This window comes from Chitinophaga sp. RAB17 (assembly GCF_052114225.1).
In the GTDB taxonomy this organism is placed as follows: Bacteria; Bacteroidota; Bacteroidia; order Chitinophagales; family Chitinophagaceae; genus Chitinophaga.
Genome location: NZ_JBFREI010000019.1, coordinates 79,716 through 101,866 on the forward strand (window position 1 = coordinate 79,716; position 22,151 = coordinate 101,866).

Consider the following 22,151-nt stretch of genomic DNA (forward strand, 5'->3'; position numbering starts at 1 on the left):
TTACAAATATTCATTCGTAAATCCAGAGCTGGCACACTGAATATCAAAGAATTACTAATAATAATCATATGATTTTGTTAGATAGAAAGTATTTCATTAAATTAGGATAGCCTGTTGAAGATAATTTAGGTATTCTGGTTAAAAATTAAATTATGTTTACTATTTTGTCAGAATATTTACATTTAGTTCAATCAATCGTAATTTTAATTACCAATACATTCATCTGTTTCATATATTTGCAGCCTTGCGAGTAAAGTAGATTTTAATTAAACATGGTCAATCTCATTTTATTTGGCCCTCCCGGTAGCGGCAAGGGTACACAAAGTGCTAATATTATCCAGAAGTACGGACTTATTCATCTGTCTACCGGCGATTTGCTTCGCAGTGAGATTGGAGATAAAACGCCACTGGGTCTTGAGGCCAAGAAATTCATGGATCAGGGTACTTTGGTACCTGATGAAGTGGTGATTGGCATGATTAGTTCCAAGCTGGAAGCTAATCCTGAAGCGCGTGGTTTCATTTTCGATGGTTTCCCCCGTACCACTGCGCAGGCAGAGGCGCTGGATAAGCTGTTGTCTTTGAAAAAAACGGCAATTTCAGTAGTGCTGTCTCTGGAAGTACCAGAAGATGCGCTGATCAAGCGTTTACTGAACCGGGGTTTAACCTCCGGCCGTAGCGATGATGCTTCTGAAGAAGTAGTAAAGGCACGTATAGTAGAATATCATAACAAAACCGCTCCTGTGGCTGATCACTATGCCAAATTCGGCAAATTCAAGAAAGTGAAAGGTGATGGTACAGAAGGGGAAGTCTTCGAACTGTTGTCCAAAGAACTGGACGAACTGGTAGGAGAAAGAGTATAGTTGTAAGCGGAATACCGCTATCACAAAGACTTTTAACATCTTATTATACAACGCAAAGATTGTAAGTAGACAGCTCTTGGCACAGGATGGTGCTAATTAGCTTAAACTTCACGATCTTTGCGTTTTGTTTTTCTGTTGTTATGGAAGCAACAGACTTAAAATCCGAGAATAGTGGAAAAAGCGAATTTCGTAGATTATATCCGTGTATTTTGTAAATCCGGGAAAGGTGGCGCAGGTAGTTTGCACTTTATGCGAACCAAATTTAATGCGCAGGCCGGCCCTGATGGCGGCGATGGCGGCAGAGGCGGACATGTTATTTTAAGAGGAAATTCACAGCTGTGGACCCTCCTGCATCTCCGCTGGCACAAAAATCTGCTGGCAGAAGACGGCGAAAACGGTAGCGGCGACAACTGTACCGGCCGTTTTGGTAAGGATATTATCATTGAAGTACCGCTGGGTACACAAGCGAAAGATGAAGAAACCGGCCGCGTAGAAGCTGAAATTCTGCACGATGGACAGGAAGTTATCTGGATTCCAGGTGGACAAGGTGGTAAAGGCAATGCTTATTTTAAGTCTGCTACCAACCAAACACCGGAATATGCACAACCAGGTATGCCGGGTACCGAAGGCTGGAAAGTAGTAGAATTGAAGGTACTGGCAGATGTGGGCCTTGTAGGCTTTCCGAATGCCGGAAAATCAACCTTGCTGTCTACTATTACCGCCGCCAAACCTAAAGTGGCTGATTACGCCTTTACTACACTGACCCCTCAGTTGGGCATGGTGGAATATCGCGACAGCAAATCATTCTGTATAGCGGATTTGCCGGGTATCATTGAAGGTGCCCACGAAGGAAAAGGTTTAGGACACCGATTTTTACGACATATTGAAAGAAACGCCGTATTATTATTCCTTATTCCAGCAGATAGTGCAGATCACCGCAAAGACTTTGAGGTACTGGTAAATGAGCTGGAACAATATAACCCCGAATTACTGGATAAACAGTTTCTGCTGGCCATCAGTAAAAGCGATATGCTGGATGATGAGCTGAAAGCCGCTATATCAGCGGAGCTACCGGAAGATGTACCGCATGTGTTTATCTCCTCTGTTACAAACCAGGGCCTCAGTGAATTGAAGGATATTTTGTGGGAAGCCCTTAACAGAAAAATAGATACACCTGACACGGCCAACAAAGTAGACGCAGAGTAACTGTTTCCGGATTTACGGGGAAAACTATTTCTGACGCCAATGTTCGTTACAGTATCCCGTATACCATGAAAACATCCTTTTTCCTGGCAGCAACCCTGTTGGTGCTGCCGGCCTGCCAACACTCCGCCAAGCCTGAAAAGGCAAGACCGGTCCAGATTGACACCATGCAACTGATAGCTCCGCCGGCAACATCAGTGAAAGTAGCTTCCAATGAAGTATATGTAGTGAGTCGCGATTCTACTACGTATATCCGTTTCGGTGATAGCTACTTTTCACTGGACTGGATTAAACCGGATGCAAAGCGCAACGACTACGAACTGCATCCGGATACACTTTTCTTCCTGCTGGATCACTCACATAGCATCGAAGGACAAATGCTGGCCGTTACCACCGGAGAAACCGAAAAAGTAAAAGTATCCCAGTGCTATGAAACCAGCGCCATTATTGAGCAGGAACCTTTGCTCAACTGGAAACATTATCGCTCCCCCTGGGAATTACTCAGCGCCGAAGCCAGCAACTTCTTCATTTGTAAAAAATATTCGGCAGCAGAAAAAACCAGGTTCCCCCCTACCGATATCTCTCATTTACAACAGTATATTAAACAACATGGCACCCCTGCTCAGTACGCACTCGTGGCCCAGCTGGATAATTTTCCGGTACCACCGGTTCGTGTAGCCATCAGCCGTTACTATATCCGGTTGGATGGACTCACTAAAAAACTTGCCTGCAAAATCAATAAGCTACTCATTATTGAGGTATCGTTTAAAGGCTGATAAAAAATTATATTTACAAAAAAATACCCTGTGAAATTATTAACCAGTTCTCTTCTGGCCGCCATGCTATTGTTTTTTGCCTGCAAACCCGCAGCAGACAAGCGCAGCGACCAACCCGCAAACGACGACAGTCTTGCGCTCTCAAAACTTCAAGGCACTTATATGGGCGACTTCGGTGGCGCCCCGATTTATGTTACCCTGAACTACGCTAACGGCAAACAAGTGGCCGGTTATAATGTGCATAAAGGATTACGCCGTAACCTGCGCGGAGAAATGAAGAAAGACAATGACACCTGGATCATTACCCTCAGCGAACCCGGAGACCATCCCTTCGATGGCAAATTTGATCTTACCTTCGATCATCTGTTTGCCAAAGGAAAAGGCACCTGGACACCACTCAGCAACACGACCCTGAAAGAAAAATCTTTTGTATTTGAAAAAAGTGCCGACAAAGAAACAGAGAGTTATAATATGCACGGAAAGACTTTCAGTGACTTCCTGATAGCCACAAACGATAGCAAAAGCGACCTTCAGTTTAGTATAGATGGCAGTTGTTTACTCCAGCTCTACGAAAAGCTGAATGACTCTACCTTTGCGGATCAGATGATCAAAATCAAAGGCACTTACCAAAAGTCTGACGATAGCTCCCTTATTATTTCCTGGGAAAAGAATACGCATTTTAAAGAACGTACCAATACCGCGAAAATGCTGTCAAATGGTGATACAGACGGCGACGGCAAGACCTATTATTACGGTGTAAGAATTGACACCTTAGATTTTGTAGAAGGGCCATAATATGCGGATACTGAAGAATATAGGATGGATACTAACAGCAACGGCTATACTCTATGGAGCATGGCTGATGCTGTTACTCACCATTCCTTATGCAGCGTTTGAAAAGTATACCGACTTCCTCATTACCAAACAAAGAGTATATCCAATCCGCCACTGGCGCGTGAGCTTTTACATTCACATCTTCGTTAGTATTACCGTACTGATCACCGGATTACTCCAATTCAGTAAATACCTGCTGGATAAATATCCCCGGCTACATCGCAACAGTGGAAAAATTTATGCGCTGGTAGTGATTACCCTCAGCGGCCCCACCGGGCTTATTATGGGCCTTTATGCCAATGGTGGTATATATGCCCGCATCAGTTTTGTATTATTATCGCTACTCTGGATCGGTTTTACCATCATGGGCTGGAGAACGGCTATGCAAGGCCGCTGGCCGGAACATATTACCTGGATGCTTCGTAGCTACGCACTCACCTTGTCTGCACTTACCCTACGGCTCTACGCTTTAATACTGGGTTTGATGCACCTGCCATTACGACCGGCTACGGCGTATATCACTATTTCCTGGTTAAGCTGGACGTTGAATTTATTGTTAGCAGAACTGTTATTGAGGCGGGTATTGATAAAGAGAATGGGGATAACTACTGCGGCATCCCCTGATGGAGACACCGCAGCGATATAAATTTGATTAGTGGCTCAGCGCCAATTGCTGTGTTTTAGGTCTAAAATGACCATCGGCTGTAATCGCGAAAGCCGTTTTCTTAATTTCTGTTCTGGATTTCTCCGGATTATTGATATACCCGGTTTCTGCAGGATCTTTCTCGTATTCAATTTTATACTCCGTTACATCAAACTCACTATTACCCGCAATGTTCAGGGAGCGGTAAGGATCTTCAATTATCTTTTTCCCGGACACCAGCATTTTATCGATGATTTTACCACCTGTATCATAACTGACCATCAAATAATAAGCGGGTGAATCTGTGATATTCTCCTCTCCTTCCGATACTTCATCGCTCACCGCATATATCAGGGTTTTAAATGCGTCTGTTTTCTTCACCAGCCCTACATAATAAAAGGAGCTGCCCACATCTCTTGAAAACTTTGAATCCCTCATTTCAGCTACATACATTTCAAAATCATAGGAAATGAAATTCTTGCCCAGGTTCCTTTGGTACGCGGTATCAATGGTTAAAGGGATGGGTAATGGCTTGAACTGATTGGCAAAAAGATTCCACTCCAGTTTTTCCGTATCGCCGGCGCCACTAAAGGCCTCCATTACTTCTGATTTAAAGCTGTAGTTTTCCCTGAAATATGCCAGGTCCGGATCCGACATAATGTTTTTCATGTTATTATACCCAAACTCAATGGCAGCCGTCAGGTTGTAACGGGTAGAATCAACATTTTGGGAGATGGAATAGGCACAGGCTTTATTATACAACAGTTTCGACAACGGCTTATAGTCCAGCAATTCCGCCATATCATAAGCACGAATAGCGTCCTTTACGTTACGGGTATCCAGCAAGGCGTTGCCCAGTTCGTAATAGCTTTTAGCCTGTGGTTGCAGTAATATAGACTTTGTAAATTTATCAATACTGCCTTTGGCATTTTTCTTATTCCGGTATATATCTATGCCTTTCAGAAATTCTTTTTCTGCAGCATTATTTTTACCGGACGCGTTGCCTGCTACCCACTTTACAGAGTCGGCATTATAAATACTGGATAAGCTGAGTTTTGCTGATTGACTGTCTTTATTCCCTGTTAAATGGCAGGAGGCTAACAGCGCAGAAAAAGCAAACAAAGGTACTAAGCGCATAAGGATAGGATTTGGGCGATAAAGATAGTGAAGAAAAACGGCGTTTTATCATCTTTACACAGGAAAACCGGCAATGCAAAGGCATCGCCGGTTTAACGTTATTGGCTGTAATTTTCACCGTAAAGGGTTCTCCTGTTTCGCGTTTATTGCGGATGAAACAGCATGGCAGTACACAAACAACTCTTGTGATTTTTGCCTGTCAGGATAGGATAGTTCACGCAACTTTTACAACCCTCCCAAAAGAGCGGGTCATTTGTAATCTGATCGTACGTCACCGGTTCGAAACCCAGTCTGGTGTTTAACTTCATGACTGCCAAACCGGTGGTGATACTAAATATTTTTGCAGTAGGATACTGCTCTCTGCTTAACTCGAATATTTTACTTTTAATGGCGGCAGCTACTTTCAGTCCACGAAAGGCCGGTGCTACAATTAATCCGCTGTTGGATACGAAGTGGCCTTCTTCCCATGACTGTATGTAGGAAAATCCTGCCCAGATACCGTCTGCCGTAAAGGCGATTACCGCTTTCCCTTCCAGGATCTTTTTCCTGATAGCGGCTGGATCTCTTTTGGCGATACCTGTACCCCTTGCTTTGGCAGATGCTTCCATCTCCGCCACTATGGGTAGTGCAAAATCAACGTCCATGGCCGTAGCCAGTCTGACGACAATTTCTTCATCTGTTTCCATTACCTGTAAGTTGATGTTGTATGTAAAGAGGATATAATGAATCTGGAATAAGAGAATACATCCGGATTCTGCTCACGGCGTCTGCCAGTGGAATGCTGCAGAGTACCGGTAAAAAAACACGGGTGATCGCTTCTCTCACCACGGCATTGCCCCGCTCATATAATTTACCTGCCAGCTGCAAACATTTGCCTGCTACCTGGAAGTTTTGCTCCCTCAGCTGCCTGTCAGTGTATTCACTCAGGCAACTAACGGTATCGTATATATGAAATATAGCGGGAAACTGGTGTAATGCTTTTCTTAATGCCGGTATTGTGTCTTCAATACAGGCCGGTACTTCATATTGATTAATCATGGGTCATCGTTTTACACTTTGTGTAATATTTCAGCAAGAATAGAAATCGTAATAACGCCGATAGCTATATAGTACATCGCTTTATGATTAGGCACCGGCGGCTTTGGATAGGCTCGCATTGTTGTTACATTTCTTAGTATATGCCAAATGCTATTCCATATTCCGCGCAAGGAATGTTAAAACTTAGTATGGGTAAGGGTTTGCAAAGAAAATGTTAAAGCCCGGCCCTGGAAAAAACAGGAAAAAGCCTTCCGTTTCTGAAGGGTATTTTCAGAAATGGAAAGTCAGGAGTGATAGCCAAACCAGTTCAGCAGGATAAACCGTTGGTGGCTATCATTAGCGGCAGCCTTACTGCGCTTCATTTCCGCTCGTTCGCCCAATAAAAAAGAGGTTATCTCAACAGTTGAGATAACCTCTTTCTTCTATCAGGAAGTCGTTTTTTTATGCTACGGGTGATGCCACGTTTTCCCGGGAAATGGCCGGGGATTTTATTTTCTTTTTCTTCTTCCGGGTTCTGTTGATCCACATAATAGTACCCGTAGTTGGAAATATGACACCCAGCAGGGCCACGAACAGGGCTAATATTTTAGAGGGCATACCAAAAATAGCACCTGTATGCAGGGGCTTAATAGTACCCCGAATCTTTTGTCCGAGGTTTCTTTGCGCAAATGTTTGTGACTGCAGCACCTTGCCGCTGAACTGGTCCAGGTAATAAGTGGTAGTAGCTGCCTCCTGGAATGCGCTGGCAGGGAGCAGTGTTACCATAAAAGAAGCGGTACTGTCCTTCGGCGCCGAAAGGGTATAGAAAATGGCATCAGGCACGCTTTGTCTGACTGTAGCCAATGCGGTTTCATAAGAAATGTGTTTACTTTCCGACACTACTGCTGGCGCAGATACCGGCGCCGCCATGGGCTTGGGAGAAGTACCCAGCATGGCATACAGTCCGTTGCTGAACCACTCATATGACCAGGTTAAACCGGTAAAAGCCGATACAAAGAGGAATATAGCCGCATAAAAGCCCAGCACTACGTGCAGATCATGGTTGAGGCGTTTCCACCCTCCGTCCCACTTCACTTTTATACGTTGCTTAAAAATATTACGTGTTTTCGGCCACCATAATATAATACCGGTAATCAGAATAAATACAAATATCAGGGTACTGGCGCCAGTAATAACTTTACCGGTAGGACCTGCCAACAGCCAACGGTGCAGGGAAAATATCTGGTAATAAAATGTTTGCTGATAACTGTATAACTCCACCACTTTTCCGGTGTAAGGGTTTACAAAAGCGGTGCGGCCACCTTTTTCCTTTTTAGGAGCGCCTTTTTCAGGGCCTGCTGGTTTGTCCTTCTTTTCTGATCGGGACACTGCTTTCACATCTCCTTGGGCATTTTCTTTGGCCTCCGCTCTTCCTTTCCCTTCTTTCTTTCCGCCTTTTTTGCCTTCTTCCAGCAGTACCTGCAGGGTCCGGGTAGGATCTGCAAATACCTGTATACGGGAAATGCCAGCGCCTGGCACCTGTTGTTTTACCATTTCAGCCACCTTGTCCAGTGGTAGGCGTTCTCCGGACGGCTGAATATAATAACGGCCCGGGTTAAATGCTTCTGTTAACTCTTTCTCAAATACCAGTAATGCGCCGGTTAGGCAGCTGATAGTGATTACCAGGCCTGCAGCAAGGCCGAGGTATAAGTGAATGCGTCTAAAAAAAACTTTCATATTCAAACTGGTCGTAGCCTCAAAGAAACTACACGCGCGGGGTATTATACGAGCGAAAAGGGAAAAAGATTTATCTAATGCGGAATTTTTTGGGGTAGAGGAGGTTGGTATCCGGTGGACGTTCTATTGGCAAGGCATCGAAAATACACGCTGGTGGCCATTCTTTCATAAAAAAGGTGCAAAGGAAACCTTCCTTTGCACCCTATTCACGAAATATATTACATCAGGCCTCCCAGCATACCGCCGGCAGCGTTCTTCATTTCTGCTTCCCAGGAGTTTTCAGCATCTTTCAGCGCACGGTTCAATGCGGTGAGCAGTAAATCTTCCATTTCTTCCTTGTTTTCCGGTGTAAAAAGATGCGCCGCAATATCAATACTTTTTACCTGACGGTTACCGTCTACGGTTACCTTCACGGCACCATCTCCGGCCTCTCCGGATAAAGTTACTGTAGCCAAACGCTCTTTGCCTTCCTGCATTTTTTGCTTGATCTGCGTCAGCTTTCCAAATAAATCACCAAACATGTTTCGTGTGTTTTAAGAACGGCAAATATAATATTTTCCGCCTTCGGCAGAAGAAATTGTCTGGTTTACCGGGAAACCAGCATACCGGAAAAGCATTATTAATATTTAACATACAGAACAGCGCAAGGAACAATTACGTATCTTACTGGCAGGTAACAGTATTATCAAATAATGGAGACAAAAGTTTGTATTATAGGCGCAGGACCAGGAGGCGCTACCGCTGCCCTTCAACTCGCGCAGCTTGGCATTGAATGCATCGTTGTAGATAAAGCCGTATTTCCCAGAGACAAAGTATGTGGAGACGGACTAAGTGGCAAGGTATTAACACTGCTGGAACGCATCGACAAAGGCATCGGAGAACGTTTACAACAAGCCATGTTCAAAATGGACAGCTGGGGCGTCACCTTTGTAGCGCCTAACCGTATCGGTATGGACATCCCCTACCGCCCGAATTATCAGGAAGACATGGGCAATCCACGCGGATTTGTGTGCAAACGCATTGACTTCGATAATTTCCTGGTAGAAGAACTGAAGCGCCGCTCCGAAATTCGTTTATTCGAAGGGGTTAGCATTGATAAATATGAACTGAAAGCAGATGGCTACCATCTGTCCAGCAAAGACGGCTCTTTCCAGGTAAAAGCGGATATCGTTATTGTAGCCAACGGCGCCCATTCCGGCTTCACAAAAGATGTAGCCGGCATTAAAATGGAACCGGAACATTATGTAGCCGGTATCCGTGCCTATTATAAAGGCATCACCGGTTTGCACCAGGACAATTTCATAGAGCTGCACTTCCTGAAAAATATGCTCCCCGGCTATCTGTGGATATTCCCCCTCCCCAATGGAGAAGCCAATGTGGGCGTAGGTATGCTCAGTAATTCCGCCCGTAATAAGAAGGTAAACCTGAAACAACTCATGCTGGATACTCTCGCCACAGATCCTACCATGAAAGATCGCTTTGCCAACGCAGAGCTGGTAGGTCCTATCGATGGTTATGGTCTCCCGCTGGGTAGCAAAAAAAGAAAATTACATGGCGAACGCTATATGCTCGTCGGAGATGCCGGCTACCTCATAGATCCTTTTACAGGAGAAGGTATCGGCAACGCCCTTTATTCTGGCAGAATAGCCGCCCAGCAGGCCGCTGCTGCTATTGCCGCCAACGATTATTCCGACCAGTTCTTTAATGCATACGATGAAAACGTATACCGCATCCTGGGACCGGAACTACAGGTAAGCACCAAGCTGCAGAAACTGATCAAATACCCATGGCTGTTTAATATGCTCATGAAAATGGGATCCCGTAACAAACAACTGAAGGATCTGATGTCCTGTATGTTCCATGAAGTAGATCTGCGTAAGAAACTGGGCCAACCCATGTTCTATGTAAAATTGTTATTTAACAGATAAAGCATTTCCTGCTGTGAAATTTTTAAGCCAATTATCCATCATCGTATTCACCTCACTTACCATGAGTGCACAAATACATCCGGCGGCAGCCACCCGTTTAACACCTGAAATCGCCAATAAACTGGCGGAGCTGCCACTGAAATGCCTGGACCTGGAATTTCCTTATAAAACAGGAATTGTATTTACCGATAGCTCACTGCTTACCGCTCCTAAAAATTATCATCCGGCCTTTTTTGGTTGCTTCGACTGGCATAGCAGCGTGCATGGCCACTGGATGCTCGTACGCCTCCTGAAATCCTACCCGGACCTGGCCAAAGCCAGTACCATCAGAAGTAAACTGGCCGCACATCTATCTGCCGAAAACATAAAAATTGAACAACAACTGTTCAGCAGCGCCGACAATAAAAGCTTTGAACGTATCTATGGCTGGAGCTGGCTCCTGCAACTGCAAAATGAATTGCTCACCTGGAACGATCCTTTGGGCAAAGAAATGAGCGGACATCTGCAGCCACTGGCCACCCAGTTTTCTACTGCTTACATTCAGTTTTTGGATAAAATCATGTACCCTATCCGGGTGGGTGAACATACCAATCTCGCATTCGGATTATGCCTGGCCTGGGATTACGCCATTACCGCAAAAGATGCGGCCCTTCAGAAAGCCATACACGATGCCGCTATGCGCTTTTATGCGGCCGACAAAAATGCACCCGTTACCTGGGAACCAGGTGGATACGATTTCCTGTCGCCCAGCCTGGAAGAAGCAGACCTCATGCGCCGTGTAATGCCCGAAGCCGACTACCGGAAATGGCTATACGCGTTTCTGCCCGGCTTGTTCGAAAACAAGATAAGTATTCTGCAGGTAGCACAGGTGAAAGACCGCACAGACGGCAAACTCGTTCACCTGGATGGCCTCAACCTCAGTCGCACCTGGTGCCTGGAAGCCATCGCAGAGCATGGCGGCAAAAATAAAGCAGCCATTCAACAACTGGCACATCAGCACATGGAAGCCGGACTGCAACAGGTTTTCAGCGGCAACTATGCCGGAGAACACTGGCTGGCCTCTTTTGCTGTTTATATGCTAACTATCGGAAAACAACCGTAATTTCATCACCGTAATTTATTGTCCCTACATAAAGCTATAGTTTAGTTTGTCCGCAAGGAATATCAACCACGCTGTTATGCGCCCTACTATAACCCTCGCCTTGAAATCTGTATTGTCAATACTATTGATGGTATCGTCTTTCATCGCAGCCGCTCAGAAAGTGAACACCAGCCCTACTCCGGCATGGCTGGTACCTTATACCCCGGACCTTACTAAAAAACCCAATGCTAAAAATATCAGCGATGGATATTATCTGCTGCTGCTGGAAGAACAAAGACAGGTAGAGCTGAAAAGTAATTACCAACACTTTATCCGTCAGATTATTTCAGAAGCGGGCATTCAAAATGGATCGGAGATCTCGGTAGACTACGATCCACAATACGAAAAACTCTCCTTTCATAAGATAGTGATTCACCGGGATGGAAAAGAAATAAACCTGTTGCCAGGTGCTGCATTCAAACTGCTGCAAAAAGAACAGGACCTCTCCAGGTTCATCTATAGTGGCACTTATACCGCTTATCTTATCCTCGAAGATGTGAGAAAAGGAGATCAGATTGAATACGCCTATTCTATCACGGGCGACAATCCCATCTTCAATGGGAAACTCGATAGCCGTATTTATTTTGTGGCCTATGAACCCATTGTTAACTATTACAAAAACCTGATCGTAAGCCCGCAAAGGCCCATCCGGTTTAAATTATATAATAACGCATCTGCTCCCATTCAAAAAAACTGGAATGGACTACAAGTATATGAATGGAATAGTGTAGAGGTAAGGGAAGCAGACAACAGTAACTACGTTCCATCCTGGTACAATCCATTTACCCGTGTACAGGTAAGTGAATACACCTCATGGAAGGAAGTGGCCGACTGGGCCAGGAAAATAAATACCGTGCCCGCCCCAGGCCCGGCATTGACACATAAAATTGCTGCCTTCAAAAAAGCAGCCAATGGCGATAAAAATGCCTATCTGTTGCAGGCGTTGCGATTTGTACAGGATGATATCCGGTATATGGGCATTGAAATGGGAGAATATTCACATCGTCCCAACGTGCCTGACAGGGTACTGACACAGCGTTTCGGTGACTGTAAAGACAAAGCCCTGCTGCTCTGTACCATCCTGCGCGCCAACGATATTGCTGCCAGCATGGCTTATGTGAATACGGATGGCAAAGGCGTGGTAAGTGAAATGCTCCCCTCCCCAAATGCCTTTAACCATGCCATTGTACATGTAGTTCTTGATAAGAAGGTGTATTGGCTGGATGGTACCATGTCCTACCAGCGGGGCAATCTGGCCGATTTCTGTGAACCGGACTACCAACGCGCACTGGTTATTACTGATACCACTACGCAGCTCACTTCTATCGTTCCAGTCACCCGCGGACGTATTGTTGTTCATGAAACCTTTACCCTGCCTGACAATGAAAATAAAGATGGCAGCCTGGAAGTAATGACAGCCTATCACCGGGATGAGGCGGATGCACAACGTGCAGATCTCGCCGGTACCAGCATGAAGGATAAAGAAAAGTCGTATCTCAGCTATTATAAAAAATTATATGGAGATGTGACCATCAGGGATTCTATCACCACCCAGGATTCAAGTACCGTCAATACTATACGCATCAGGGAAAGCTACCTGATACACCGCATGTGGAAAAGAGATAGTCTTACCAATAAGTTGCAGTTCTCCACCAGCGCACAGTCTTTCTATGATATACTGTCGTATGTGTCTGACGAACAGCGGAAACTACCGGTCAGCCTTCGTTATCCGTATGACCTGGACTATAAAATCATTATGCATACGCCCATTGAATGGTCGCTGGATCAAACACCGGTGCACATTCAGAATGAATATTATGCCTTTGATTATACCGCTTCAAAAAGTGGTGCCCTGATAACACTGTCTTACCAGTTTAAATCCTTCAGTGATCATGTACCAGTAAAGTTCATGTCACAGTACGTAAAAGACCTGAAGAGGATGAATGAAGTCACTTCGCTGGATCTTAGCTGGAAACCGGATAATCCCCCCGTGTATCGTCCCGCAATACCCGGTAACTGGCTGGCCATTGCATTGGCCGTATTATTCACCGCCGCATTTGCGTACCTGGCAAGCGTTTACTACAAACGGTCTGTATGGCCGGTAAGAGATGCGCCGGAATCCATGCCTATCGGCGGAGGGCTTGCATTGCTGGCTATAGGACTGGTGTTTAGCCCTTTGGGAGAATTTGTAGGTGTTTGTAAAATGGCGGTATTCGATTATAGCTTCTGGGTAACTGCTTCCACCCGAAAAGACCTGGGAAACGTAACCCTGGTACAGCTTTTCCTGATTATGGAAATGGTGGTAAATGTGTTTCTGCTTACTTACAGTGTATTGCTGGCCGTATTATTTTTTAACAGAAGAGACACTTTTCCATTTGCACTCGCCACCTATTATTTTATCTCTACTATTTTTATTTATGCAGATAATTCCATCAACAACTACTACTTCAACACCCATCAGCCAGACAGTATTTTCAGCTTAAACAGCATTCTCTGGCCACTATTACGCATGGCTATCTGGGTGCCCTATCTACTAACTTCAGAAAGAGCAAAAACCACTTTTGTAATGCCGTACCAGGCAGAAAGAGAGCATTAAATATTATTGACGTATTTCCGTACTGTGGCCAGGTTCACGATGTATACCAGTCCAAGCACCAGCGCAATGCCCGCAAACACAGGTACGCCCGGCCAACGGCTGACCTCCATCTGATGAGTAGCCAGTTCCGCAGCTGCCCAGTATTGCAAACCCGCTACCAGCAAAAGCGACAGGATACCTATAACAATATATAAAGGCACAAATTGCTTCAGCAGATATCGCTGTAGTTGTTTCGGCGCCGTGCCCAATATTACCAGCAACTGAATTTCCCGCTTGCAGGAGGCAATGACCAGCTGGATAAACATGCTGAATACCAGCAGCGCAAAGAACAACAATATCAGTCCGAAGAACCCTACTACAGATACAATGGTTTGCACAATCATCCTGGTTTTACTGAACTTCAGCTTATCCTGATTGGTGGTGTAGCCGTTGTCTTCCAGAAACTTTACCAGTGCAGGATTAGACGGATCTGGTGTTTTAATGATTACCCTGGAAGTGCCAACATTAGTAGCCATTCCATATTTTTCATTGGCCCACGACATAAAGGAGGCTGGCACCAGGAAGGAGGAGATGCGATCGGAAAAACCCACTATATGGCCCATGAACTGATCAGCAACCTGGTTATTGGAAATGCTTACCTGTAAGGGCAGCGCCTTCACCGTTTCCTGGGAAATCTGTGGCAGGTCCTGGCTTAAGGAAAAACCAAAATTATAGAGGTTCAGAAAGTCGTTGGGTAAGATAATCGGAATGGTGCGGTCGCCGTTGCTCCATTTCCAGTCTTCGTTTTTCACATCTAAAAAGCTATCCGGCACTGCTTCAAAAAACATATCAGTTGCAAAGTGCAGATCACCCGGGGCTTGTATGACTACTTTGTACTGGCTGGAGGTAACTAACCCAAAGGCCTGTACGAAAGGTTGTTTTTTTATATTGACAATTTCTTCGGGGGTAAAAATGCTTTTGGCAGATTGTCCCATCATCGCGTTGGTGATGGTTTTGTTGATCACCAGGAAATCGGCTGTTTCATTCTGGTTTTTGGTGCTGTAAAGCAGTTGGCTGAAGTTGGTATGAGCCTGGATAGCAATCAGGATCAGCAGCATCGCGATGCCCAGTCCAACCGCTGCCATCAGAAAGCGGGTTTTACCTACACCGGTTTGAATGATCTTCTTAAGTAAGTCGAAAAAAGGACGCATGAAACAACATTAAAGATGGAAATGCACATCATAAGTGAAGTGCTGGTCATTATCCAGGTCTGTTAAAATGAACCCGGCATTGCGGGCTTTACATTCATCGGCAATCAGTGCAGCAGCGCGCTGTGTATTTTCTTCATCCAGGTGGCTGAAGGGTTCGTCCATCAGCAGCCATTGAAAAGGTTGTACCAGTGCCCTGATAATGGCAATCCGCTGCCGCTCGCCATAGGAAAGGGTTTTACCACTCTGCTCCAGTATATGCGATACATTGAGTCGTGCTGCCATTTCCTCGATCTTTTCGGCCGGATAGTATGGTTTGGGCTGCATTACTCTTTTTAAAGTAACATTTTCACGGGCGGTGAGTTGTTCAAACAGGCGAAGGTCCTGGAATATGACGCTCACCTCCTGCTGCCGCATCAGTGCAATCTCGTTTTTACTGTATGCCTGCCAGGGCTGTCCGTTTACCTGTACTTTTCCGGTATAGTCATAACGGATATGATACAGGTAGTGGATCAGGGTAGTTTTGCCGGTGCCTGATGGCGCTTTTATTTTTACAAAACTGCCTGGTTTAAAAGTCACGTCCTGGTTCCAGATGTCCGATGACCGTTGCCGGAGCTTATCCTGCAAGGGTATGGGCATGAGCTGATTGAGCTGAATCTGCATAGTGGCATTTACTGTTAACGAAAGCGAATATAAATGATAAATTTCACGCAGAGGTGCAAAGAAAACAAGGGCGCAGAGGAATATCCCCTGCGCCCTTGTGTATAAGTAGGATCTGAATTAATGAGCTGTTACAGTAGTATCTACTGGTGCAGCAAAGAGGCTGTCTTCATAAGCCTTTTCCTTTGCTTTCTTTGCCTGCATTACTTTCGCTGCTTCTGTACCAAAATTAACCAGTTGCACAAGGCTGTTCTGATCTTTATTTTTAAAGGTCAGTACCGCTTCTGCATGCTGTACATCACCGCCCTCGCTTTTGCTTACTACGGTAAAGTCTTTGAACAGTTCTTTTACTTTCTTGGATACATTTTTTTCATCTGCATCCATTTTTTCTTCCGGAATAATGGCGGTCACCTTTTCAAGGTTTATATAGCCACCCAGCATGCTTCCTTTTACTTTGCTTTCAATGCCTTCCGGTAATTTGATGCTGCCTTTGCCGGCCAGGTATTGCTGTAACAATACGCTGTCGGAACCTACCGTTACAAATTTCTCTGTGATGGAGAATGGAGGCATGGTAGCAGCAGCCATTGGGTTTACAGTTACGTAGTGGTCACCTTCGCGGGCAAACACTTCCTTCAGCATAGGAGAAGTCATTACTTTATTGAAAGCATCCTTATTTCCAACTTTCAGGCTGAAGATCCATTTAGCAGAAGGGTTTTCAGTGAATTCGCCAGGGAAGTATTCTGATTCTTTCTTGGTGATTGCAAAATCAGAAGCAACATATACCAGCTGACCTTCAAAAGCATTCAGGATATCGTCCATAGTTAAGCCGGATTTACCGGTAATAGCCATGTTTACGATACCGTCCATGCCAGTAGCTTTAATAATTTCGCCGATCATGCGGAAGTCGAAAGCATAGGAAACGAAACCGGTCACGTTTTCTGAAGGATATTTCTTCAGCATGTCCATATCGATTTCTTTTTTGCCGTATTTCTTATAGATAGCGGCAATTTCTTTACCCATGTAAGTATTCCCGTTAAACAGAATTTTACCGTTCTCAAAGTCAACGGTACCGGTGTAATAAGTGCCTTCCATCAGTTTCTTCACATTGGCAGGGATCATAGTAAACTGGCCGCTGTTATAGATAGCTTCCGGGTTTACAAAGATACCTGCGTCTGCATCTTCTTTCAGCAATTTGGCAAAAGGCTCTATAGAACCGGCAGATTCTTCTTTTTTCAGGTGGAAGAGGTGATCTACTTCTGCTACCCATGTTTTTATTTCTGCATCGTCATCAGTAGTTCTCAGGGCTGCTGGTGCAGCTACAGCGCTATCAGCAGCTTCTTCCGGAGCATCCGGCGTTGGGATAGTATTACCTGGAGCGTACTGCTGCAGGCTATTAGGGTCTACAGCACTTACGTAGATCACGGTAGATTTATTCCAGCCGATCACTGCATGTTGCTTGGACTCCCAGATATATTTAAAATCATTTTGTGTTTTCAGGGAGAAGTTAGCTACCGTCTTTTTGAGATAGGCCTCAAATTTGTCGGCATCTTTCAAACTGGCAGTAGCAGCCACATAGGATTTGTGGTCGGCGGGCTGTCCCTGGAAAACGAAGGATGCAAAGAAATGGCTTTGCAGGTCGATACCGGAATTTTCGGCATCTTTCCAGGCTTTCATCATTTCATTGGCGGTGTCTTTGCTTTGTGCTGCATCAAACAGTTTATCCATGGTAATACCATTGGTCACCAGTTTGGTAGTCAGTTGTTTGGCATTCAGGTCTATTACCAGGCCAGCCGTTTTTGGAATATACCGGCTCTCATCAGGGGTTTTAGAGCAGGAGGACAGAATAACGGCTGCGGCTACAGCAGTTAACAACACTTTGGAAATTGTTCTTTTCATAAAAGCTATAAAAATTAAAGAAAATGATTCGGAGCAACACTCATCAACAATACATTCCCACTATCGTGGTATTTCATTCGTGCAAAAGTACGTATATTTTTGTAGCGCATATGTCTGATTTTTCCCTGCAACATACAATAATTCAATACTGATTAAGTTTATACCTTTGCTACTAACTATGAAACTATTACTAAATACCATAGAAAAACCATTATGTTCCTGATTATGTTACAATACATACGGCCCGTTGCGGCTGTAGAACACTTCATGGAGGCGCATACCGCCTTCCTGCAGAAGCACTACGAAAGTGGTCAATTCATCTTATCGGGTCGAAGAAAGCCCAAATCCGGTGCTGTTATTCTTTGTAACGTTTCGAGCCGCAGGGAGGTAGAAGAGATCATGAGTGAAGATCCACTGGAAAAATACCAGCTGGCGCTTTACGAGATCATTGAATTTGAGCCAACAATGTATGCCAACACGCTGAAGAAATAGTCTTTCCGCCTTGTAATGCCTTGCCAACCGCTTATGCTTCTTTATTTCCGGATCATCACTTCATAAAGTAAATGACCTTCGTCAGCCATTTGCTACTGTCCTTTTCTTTGCCCGGATCTGTTACATACATCTCTATTGTGGGTGGGATTATTTTCCTTCCTTTATCTGTAATAAATTTTTGAATGGCCACATGTGCGTTGGCTATTTTGCTGTAAGGGCCATAATAGTCCGCATATGCAGCCTGTGCTGCCGGCAGTGTAATGATTTCATAGCCGCTGGCTGCTTTGCTGCCTTCCGGAACCGGTATAGCCGCCGCCATATCTGTTTGCTGTAGTTTCCGGTCCCAGGTAAAAAAGATGCCGCAGGGTACGCCTGGCTGCAATTTGGCTGCTGTGGCCGCATTATAGATCGTTTCCAGGTTTTTACGATAATAGTCGGTAATCCTGCTCATCTGAATGGTTTTTCGTACAGCCGCATACGTGGTTGCAGGATAATTCATTTCCTTTACCATTACATCAATACCGTTAGGGGTACCCGGTCCTTTCACCTCTGCTTCCGCCATACTCTTCAGATTACTGAGGCCATGGTGAAAATCCTTCTCCAGTGCGCCTTTCATAAAAAGTGACATCACATTTTGCGGGCGTTTGTAGCGGGTATCAAATCCCCAGGTAACTTTGGTTTTGCCGGCAGCCTCCGATAAATTAAAAAACACATCCGATTCAGATGCGAAAGGAGTAATGAATGTAAGTTTCTGGGTAACAGACTTATAGGTATCCATGGATAGATGCTGTAACCTCCCCTCCCCGATTTTACTGCCTTTCCAGGAATCGGTAGCTCCAATAGTACCATCATCACCGGTAACAGTAAACCTGGCGGTGGAATCCATCTGTTTCCAGCTATTCCACTCATTAAATTTTTCGAATCTGACAATGTCATTCCATACGATAGACGCGGGAGCATTGATTTCTACGGTGCGCTCCACATGCATTGTGGTGGGCGCGAAAAAGATCAACACGAGTGCTATGAACAGGATGATTCCTATGATCCAGGCGAGTGTTTTAAGTACTTTCATGACTGTCGGGGGTTGATGATAATAAAAATACATCTTTTTATTGTTCAACCGACAGATCACGTTGGCAATCAGATAGAAGAATGTTGGCTACTCGTACTCTTTATCGTTGGCTTTGTCCTGTTGATACTGCTCGTCTGCTTCCTGTGCTTTTTCGAAGTCAAGGATAACAGAGTTAATGCAATAACGAAGTCCTGTTGGGGGTGGTCCATCATCGAAAACATGTCCGAGGTGCGATTTGCAGCGACCACATAAAACCTCTGTCCGATGCATGCCATGTGAATTGTCCGGCGCGTAAATGACACTGGTTTTGGTAAGTGGCTGAAAAAAGCTGGGCCATCCGCAACTGCTTTCGAATTTGGCATCCGAAACAAATAAAGGATTGCCACAGGCTGCACAGTAGTAACTACCATGTTCTTTGCTGTTCCAATATTTTCCGGTAAACGCCCACTCTGTTCCCTTTTCCCTGGCAATGTTAAAAACATCCTTTGGTAGTACTTCCTTCCATTCCTCGTCTGTAAGATTTACTTTACTGGCATCTGTACGGGAGTAAATTCCTCCCTTCTTTTTTCCATCTTCCATTGATTTCTTTTTTTCGCCGTTTTACGGGTAAGTACGGTTGGTCACCCTGATAGAGATCTTCAAAATTATTCGATTCCATAGGTACATATGTAAAGTTTTGATTCGTTAACTTCTCATTAACACTATCATTGTGATTCAGTCAGTCTGTTGCTTCCTTAATTTTTTCTCTATTTAAATTACGTATGAACAAGCATAATGGATTGTTATTTCCTGCAAATCAAGGGCCTATTTCACAAAACAGTTAGTTTTTTGTTTAAAACTGTCTGATAATCACCGATGAGCAACTGCATTTAAATTGTTAACTTTACAGCAAAAGGCTAGTAAGTGGCGGATATCATCAATTTATTACCAGACAATATAGCGAACCAGATAGCTGCAGGAGAAGTGATACAAAGACCGGCATCGGCGGTAAAGGAATTACTGGAAAATGCAGTGGATGCAGGCGCTACCGAGATTCAGCTGATCATAAAAGATGCAGGCAAGGAGTTAGTGCAGGTAATTGATAATGGCGGCGGTATGAGCGAAACGGATGCCCGGATGTGCTTTGAACGCCATGCTACCTCAAAAATACAATCCATAGACGATCTTTTCCAGATCACGACCATGGGATTCAGGGGTGAAGCCCTGGCCTCCATTGCAGCCGTGGCCCAGGTTGAACTCAAAACCCGTAAAAAAGGCGCCGATGTTGGCTCCTACGTGGAAATCGATAATAGCTTCGTAAAAAAGCAGGAACCCTGCCAAACAGCAGAAGGTACCAGCATTGCGATGAAAAACCTGTTCTTCAATGTGCCCGCCCGCAGAAACTTCCTGAAAAGCAATGCGGCAGAAATGAGGCATATCGTAGACGAGTTCATTCGCGTGGCCATGTCTTTCCCCCAACTGCAGTTTTCACTCACCAGCAATAATCAACAGCTGTTCCACCTGGACAAAGGATCGCTTAAACAGCGTATCGTGGCCATCCTGGGACAACATTATAACGCCCGTCTTGTTAGCGTAAAGGAAACTACCGACTACATGAATGTGTACGGATTTGTAGGAAAACCCGAAACTGCCAAGAAAACAAGAGGCGATCAGTTCTTTTTCGTCAATAACCGCTTTATCAAAAGCTCCTACCTGAACCATGCTGTCATGAATGCGTTTGCGGATATTATCCCGGCAGACGGATTCCCCCTGTATGTACTGTTTATTGACGTAAACCCTGAACACGTCGACATCAACGTACATCCTACCAAACAGGAAATCAAGTTCGATGACGAAAAGCTGATGTATGCCTTTGTACAATCCGCTGTGAAACACTCACTGGCCCAGTTCAGCATCACCGCGACCCTGGACTTTGACCTGGATCCCAGTATCCAGGCCCTGGACGCAGTAAGCAAACCATTTACCGCACAGCAACAGAACGAGTCTACCCTGAGCCCCCTGTATAAATCCTTTACACAGGCGAACCAGGCACACATGATCGATAAAAGCAGCAACAGCAGCAACCTGAAGCACTGGAAAGACTTATACGAAACCAACAGTAACGACAGCTACACCACCAGCACCTATACTGCCGAACAGGAGCCTGAAACACGCCCTGCTGTTACTTACGAAAGTCAACCCCACGCTACCGCTTCCGTTATTGATGAACGCTGGCAGGATACCGCCACTGATCAGAAAGTGCCGGTACAGATCCAACAACAATACATTTTGTCCCAGATAAAATCTGGCTTCATATTAATAGATCAACAGGCAGCACATGAAAGGATCCTGTATGAACGCTACCAGCGCGCCTTACTCGAAACTCCCATGGCTACCCAGCAAAGCCTCTTCCCTCAAACCCTGCAACTGCCTCCCGCAGATGCAGCCCTGGTAAGCGAAATGCTGGGAGATCTCCAGACCCTGGGCTACGACCTGGAACCATTTGGTAATAATACCTTCATTGTTCGCGGTACTCCTGCAGACATCCAGAATGGTAACAACCAGGCTACCATCGAAAACCTGCTGGAACAATTCAAAAATTTCAGCCATGAGCTGAAAGTAAATACCCGCGAGCAGTTGATCCGCTCTATGGCACGTAACAACGCCATCCCTGCCGGTAAAATACTGGCTGCCCGCGAAATGCAGAACATTATCGATGAACTGTTTGCCTGCAGCATGCCCAATGTGGCGCCAGGCGGCAAATTCACCTTCATATCATTCAAACTCACTGATCTGGCCCGCATGTTTGAACGCGGGAACTAGACCCGAGGTTTTGTCTTAGAGCAGGATTATACTGATTTTGATGATTTTGTTTTAAGATTTTATAAGATAAAAAGAGATTAGCGAAGGTGACCATGTAAGATGATCACCTTCGCTAATCTCTTTTTATCTTATAAAATCTTAAAACAAAATCATCAAAATCAGTATAATCC

Annotated in this window: 20 protein-coding genes; 10 read left to right on the forward strand and 10 right to left on the reverse strand. The window is 44.9% G+C overall.

Annotated features, from left to right (window positions below):
• The first annotated feature begins 272 nt into the window (after nt 1-272).
• The 5 genes from AB4Z08_RS34010 to AB4Z08_RS34030 all read left to right on the forward strand — a co-directional run bounded on the left by AB4Z08_RS34010 (nt 273) and on the right by AB4Z08_RS34030 (nt 4,319).
• A complete protein-coding gene (locus AB4Z08_RS34010) occupies nt 273-860 on the forward strand; it encodes an adenylate kinase (protein ID WP_441578245.1) in 588 nt (195 codons plus the stop codon).
• Nucleotides 861-1,031: 171 nt separating this feature from the next.
• Nucleotides 1,032-2,066, forward strand: coding sequence for a GTPase ObgE (gene obgE / locus AB4Z08_RS34015; protein WP_441578246.1), 1,035 nt, complete (start codon nt 1,032-1,034; stop codon nt 2,064-2,066).
• Between the two features lie 65 nt (nt 2,067-2,131).
• Nucleotides 2,132-2,839, forward strand: coding sequence for a hypothetical protein (locus tag AB4Z08_RS34020; protein WP_441578247.1), 708 nt, complete (start codon nt 2,132-2,134; stop codon nt 2,837-2,839).
• Nucleotides 2,840-2,869: 30 nt separating this feature from the next.
• Nucleotides 2,870-3,634, forward strand: a complete 765-nt coding sequence (locus AB4Z08_RS34025; RefSeq protein WP_441578248.1) for a hypothetical protein — start codon at nt 2,870-2,872, stop codon at nt 3,632-3,634.
• 1 nt (nt 3,635) lies between these two features.
• Nucleotides 3,636-4,319, forward strand: a complete 684-nt coding sequence (locus tag AB4Z08_RS34030) for a DUF2306 domain-containing protein (protein ID WP_441578249.1) — start codon at nt 3,636-3,638, stop codon at nt 4,317-4,319.
• Between the two features lie 6 nt (nt 4,320-4,325).
• Here AB4Z08_RS34030 and AB4Z08_RS34035 read toward each other — a convergent pair whose 3' ends face one another.
• The 5 genes from AB4Z08_RS34035 to AB4Z08_RS34055 all read right to left on the reverse strand — a co-directional run bounded on the left by AB4Z08_RS34035 (nt 4,326) and on the right by AB4Z08_RS34055 (nt 8,728).
• On the reverse strand, nt 4,326-5,453 hold the full coding sequence (locus AB4Z08_RS34035; RefSeq protein WP_441578250.1) for a TPR end-of-group domain-containing protein: 1,128 nt from the start codon (nt 5,451-5,453) through the stop codon (nt 4,326-4,328).
• A gap of 143 nt (nt 5,454-5,596) precedes the next feature.
• On the reverse strand, nt 5,597-6,139 hold the full coding sequence (locus AB4Z08_RS34040) for an N-acetyltransferase (protein WP_441578251.1): 543 nt from the start codon (nt 6,137-6,139) through the stop codon (nt 5,597-5,599).
• Nucleotides 6,126-6,491 (reverse strand): DUF7674 family protein, encoded by a 366-nt coding sequence (locus AB4Z08_RS34045; protein WP_441578252.1) that lies wholly within the window; start codon nt 6,489-6,491, stop codon nt 6,126-6,128. The genes AB4Z08_RS34040 and AB4Z08_RS34045 overlap by 14 nt, the downstream gene beginning before the upstream one ends.
• A gap of 441 nt (nt 6,492-6,932) precedes the next feature.
• Nucleotides 6,933-8,207, reverse strand: coding sequence for a PepSY-associated TM helix domain-containing protein (locus AB4Z08_RS34050; protein WP_441578253.1), 1,275 nt, complete (start codon nt 8,205-8,207; stop codon nt 6,933-6,935).
• 218 nt (nt 8,208-8,425) lie between these two features.
• A complete protein-coding gene (locus AB4Z08_RS34055; protein WP_441578254.1) occupies nt 8,426-8,728 on the reverse strand; it encodes a YbaB/EbfC family nucleoid-associated protein in 303 nt (100 codons plus the stop codon).
• A 171-nt stretch (nt 8,729-8,899) separates the two neighbouring features.
• On the opposite strand from AB4Z08_RS34055, the gene AB4Z08_RS34060 reads away from it, so the two are divergent.
• From AB4Z08_RS34060 to AB4Z08_RS34070, 3 genes are all read left to right on the forward strand, one after another.
• Nucleotides 8,900-10,135, forward strand: a complete 1,236-nt coding sequence (locus tag AB4Z08_RS34060; protein WP_441578255.1) for an NAD(P)/FAD-dependent oxidoreductase — start codon at nt 8,900-8,902, stop codon at nt 10,133-10,135.
• Between the two features lie 13 nt (nt 10,136-10,148).
• Nucleotides 10,149-11,237: a DUF2891 domain-containing protein gene (locus AB4Z08_RS34065; protein ID WP_441578256.1), complete on the forward strand. Its 1,089-nt coding sequence runs from the start codon at nt 10,149-10,151 to the stop codon at nt 11,235-11,237.
• A gap of 76 nt (nt 11,238-11,313) precedes the next feature.
• Nucleotides 11,314-13,872, forward strand: coding sequence for a DUF3857 domain-containing protein (locus AB4Z08_RS34070; RefSeq protein WP_441578257.1), 2,559 nt, complete (start codon nt 11,314-11,316; stop codon nt 13,870-13,872).
• Here AB4Z08_RS34070 and AB4Z08_RS34075 read toward each other — a convergent pair.
• From AB4Z08_RS34075 to AB4Z08_RS34085, 3 genes are all read right to left on the reverse strand, one after another.
• Nucleotides 13,869-15,062, reverse strand: a complete 1,194-nt coding sequence (locus AB4Z08_RS34075) for an FtsX-like permease family protein (protein WP_441578258.1) — start codon at nt 15,060-15,062, stop codon at nt 13,869-13,871. The two genes, AB4Z08_RS34070 and AB4Z08_RS34075, sit on opposite strands and share 4 nt — an antisense overlap.
• A 9-nt stretch (nt 15,063-15,071) precedes the next feature.
• A complete protein-coding gene (locus AB4Z08_RS34080) occupies nt 15,072-15,722 on the reverse strand; it encodes an ATP-binding cassette domain-containing protein (protein WP_441578259.1) in 651 nt (216 codons plus the stop codon).
• Between the two features lie 117 nt (nt 15,723-15,839).
• Nucleotides 15,840-17,615, reverse strand: coding sequence for a hypothetical protein (locus AB4Z08_RS34085; protein WP_441578260.1), 1,776 nt, complete (start codon nt 17,613-17,615; stop codon nt 15,840-15,842).
• Nucleotides 17,616-17,840: 225 nt separating this feature from the next.
• Between AB4Z08_RS34085 and AB4Z08_RS34090 the strand changes: the two genes are divergently transcribed.
• Nucleotides 17,841-18,107: a YciI family protein gene (locus AB4Z08_RS34090; protein WP_441578261.1), complete on the forward strand. Its 267-nt coding sequence runs from the start codon at nt 17,841-17,843 to the stop codon at nt 18,105-18,107.
• Nucleotides 18,108-18,162: 55 nt separating this feature from the next.
• Here the strand turns inward: AB4Z08_RS34090 and AB4Z08_RS34095 are convergent, their stop codons facing one another.
• Complete coding sequence (locus tag AB4Z08_RS34095) at nt 18,163-19,179, reverse strand: SRPBCC family protein (protein ID WP_441578262.1); 1,017 nt, start codon at nt 19,177-19,179, stop codon at nt 18,163-18,165.
• 87 nt (nt 19,180-19,266) lie between these two features.
• Complete coding sequence (gene msrB / locus AB4Z08_RS34100; RefSeq protein WP_441578263.1) at nt 19,267-19,758, reverse strand: peptide-methionine (R)-S-oxide reductase MsrB; 492 nt, start codon at nt 19,756-19,758, stop codon at nt 19,267-19,269.
• Nucleotides 19,759-20,082: 324 nt separating this feature from the next.
• Between msrB and mutL the strand changes: the two genes are divergently transcribed.
• On the forward strand, nt 20,083-21,981 hold the full coding sequence (mutL, locus tag AB4Z08_RS34105; protein ID WP_441578264.1) for a DNA mismatch repair endonuclease MutL: 1,899 nt from the start codon (nt 20,083-20,085) through the stop codon (nt 21,979-21,981).
• Nucleotides 21,982-22,151: the final 170 nt, after the last annotated feature.

Excerpts from the sequence above, each read along its gene's own strand:
- AB4Z08_RS34095 (WP_441578262.1), bottom strand. The coding sequence starts at position 19,179 with ATGAAAGTACTTAAAACACTCGCCTGGATCATAGGAATCATCCTGTTC.
- AB4Z08_RS34060 (WP_441578255.1), top strand. The coding sequence starts at position 8,900 with ATGGAGACAAAAGTTTGTATTATAGGCGCAGGACCAGGAGGCGCTACC.
- msrB (WP_441578263.1), bottom strand. The coding sequence starts at position 19,758 with ATGGAAGATGGAAAAAAGAAGGGAGGAATTTACTCCCGTACAGATGCC.
- AB4Z08_RS34030 (WP_441578249.1), top strand. The coding sequence starts at position 3,636 with ATGCGGATACTGAAGAATATAGGATGGATACTAACAGCAACGGCTATA.
- AB4Z08_RS34020 (WP_441578247.1), top strand. The coding sequence starts at position 2,132 with ATGAAAACATCCTTTTTCCTGGCAGCAACCCTGTTGGTGCTGCCGGCC.
- AB4Z08_RS34010 (WP_441578245.1), top strand. The coding sequence starts at position 273 with ATGGTCAATCTCATTTTATTTGGCCCTCCCGGTAGCGGCAAGGGTACA.
- AB4Z08_RS34090 (WP_441578261.1), top strand. The coding sequence starts at position 17,841 with ATGTTACAATACATACGGCCCGTTGCGGCTGTAGAACACTTCATGGAG.
- AB4Z08_RS34075 (WP_441578258.1), bottom strand. The coding sequence starts at position 15,062 with ATGCGTCCTTTTTTCGACTTACTTAAGAAGATCATTCAAACCGGTGTA.
- AB4Z08_RS34050 (WP_441578253.1), bottom strand. The coding sequence starts at position 8,207 with ATGAAAGTTTTTTTTAGACGCATTCACTTATACCTCGGCCTTGCTGCA.
- AB4Z08_RS34035 (WP_441578250.1), bottom strand. The coding sequence starts at position 5,453 with ATGCGCTTAGTACCTTTGTTTGCTTTTTCTGCGCTGTTAGCCTCCTGC.
- AB4Z08_RS34080 (WP_441578259.1), bottom strand. The coding sequence starts at position 15,722 with ATGCAGATTCAGCTCAATCAGCTCATGCCCATACCCTTGCAGGATAAG.
- AB4Z08_RS34040 (WP_441578251.1), bottom strand. The coding sequence starts at position 6,139 with ATGGAAACAGATGAAGAAATTGTCGTCAGACTGGCTACGGCCATGGAC.
- AB4Z08_RS34070 (WP_441578257.1), top strand. The coding sequence starts at position 11,314 with ATGCGCCCTACTATAACCCTCGCCTTGAAATCTGTATTGTCAATACTA.
- AB4Z08_RS34055 (WP_441578254.1), bottom strand. The coding sequence starts at position 8,728 with ATGTTTGGTGATTTATTTGGAAAGCTGACGCAGATCAAGCAAAAAATG.
- AB4Z08_RS34045 (WP_441578252.1), bottom strand. The coding sequence starts at position 6,491 with ATGATTAATCAATATGAAGTACCGGCCTGTATTGAAGACACAATACCG.
- AB4Z08_RS34085 (WP_441578260.1), bottom strand. The coding sequence starts at position 17,615 with ATGAAAAGAACAATTTCCAAAGTGTTGTTAACTGCTGTAGCCGCAGCC.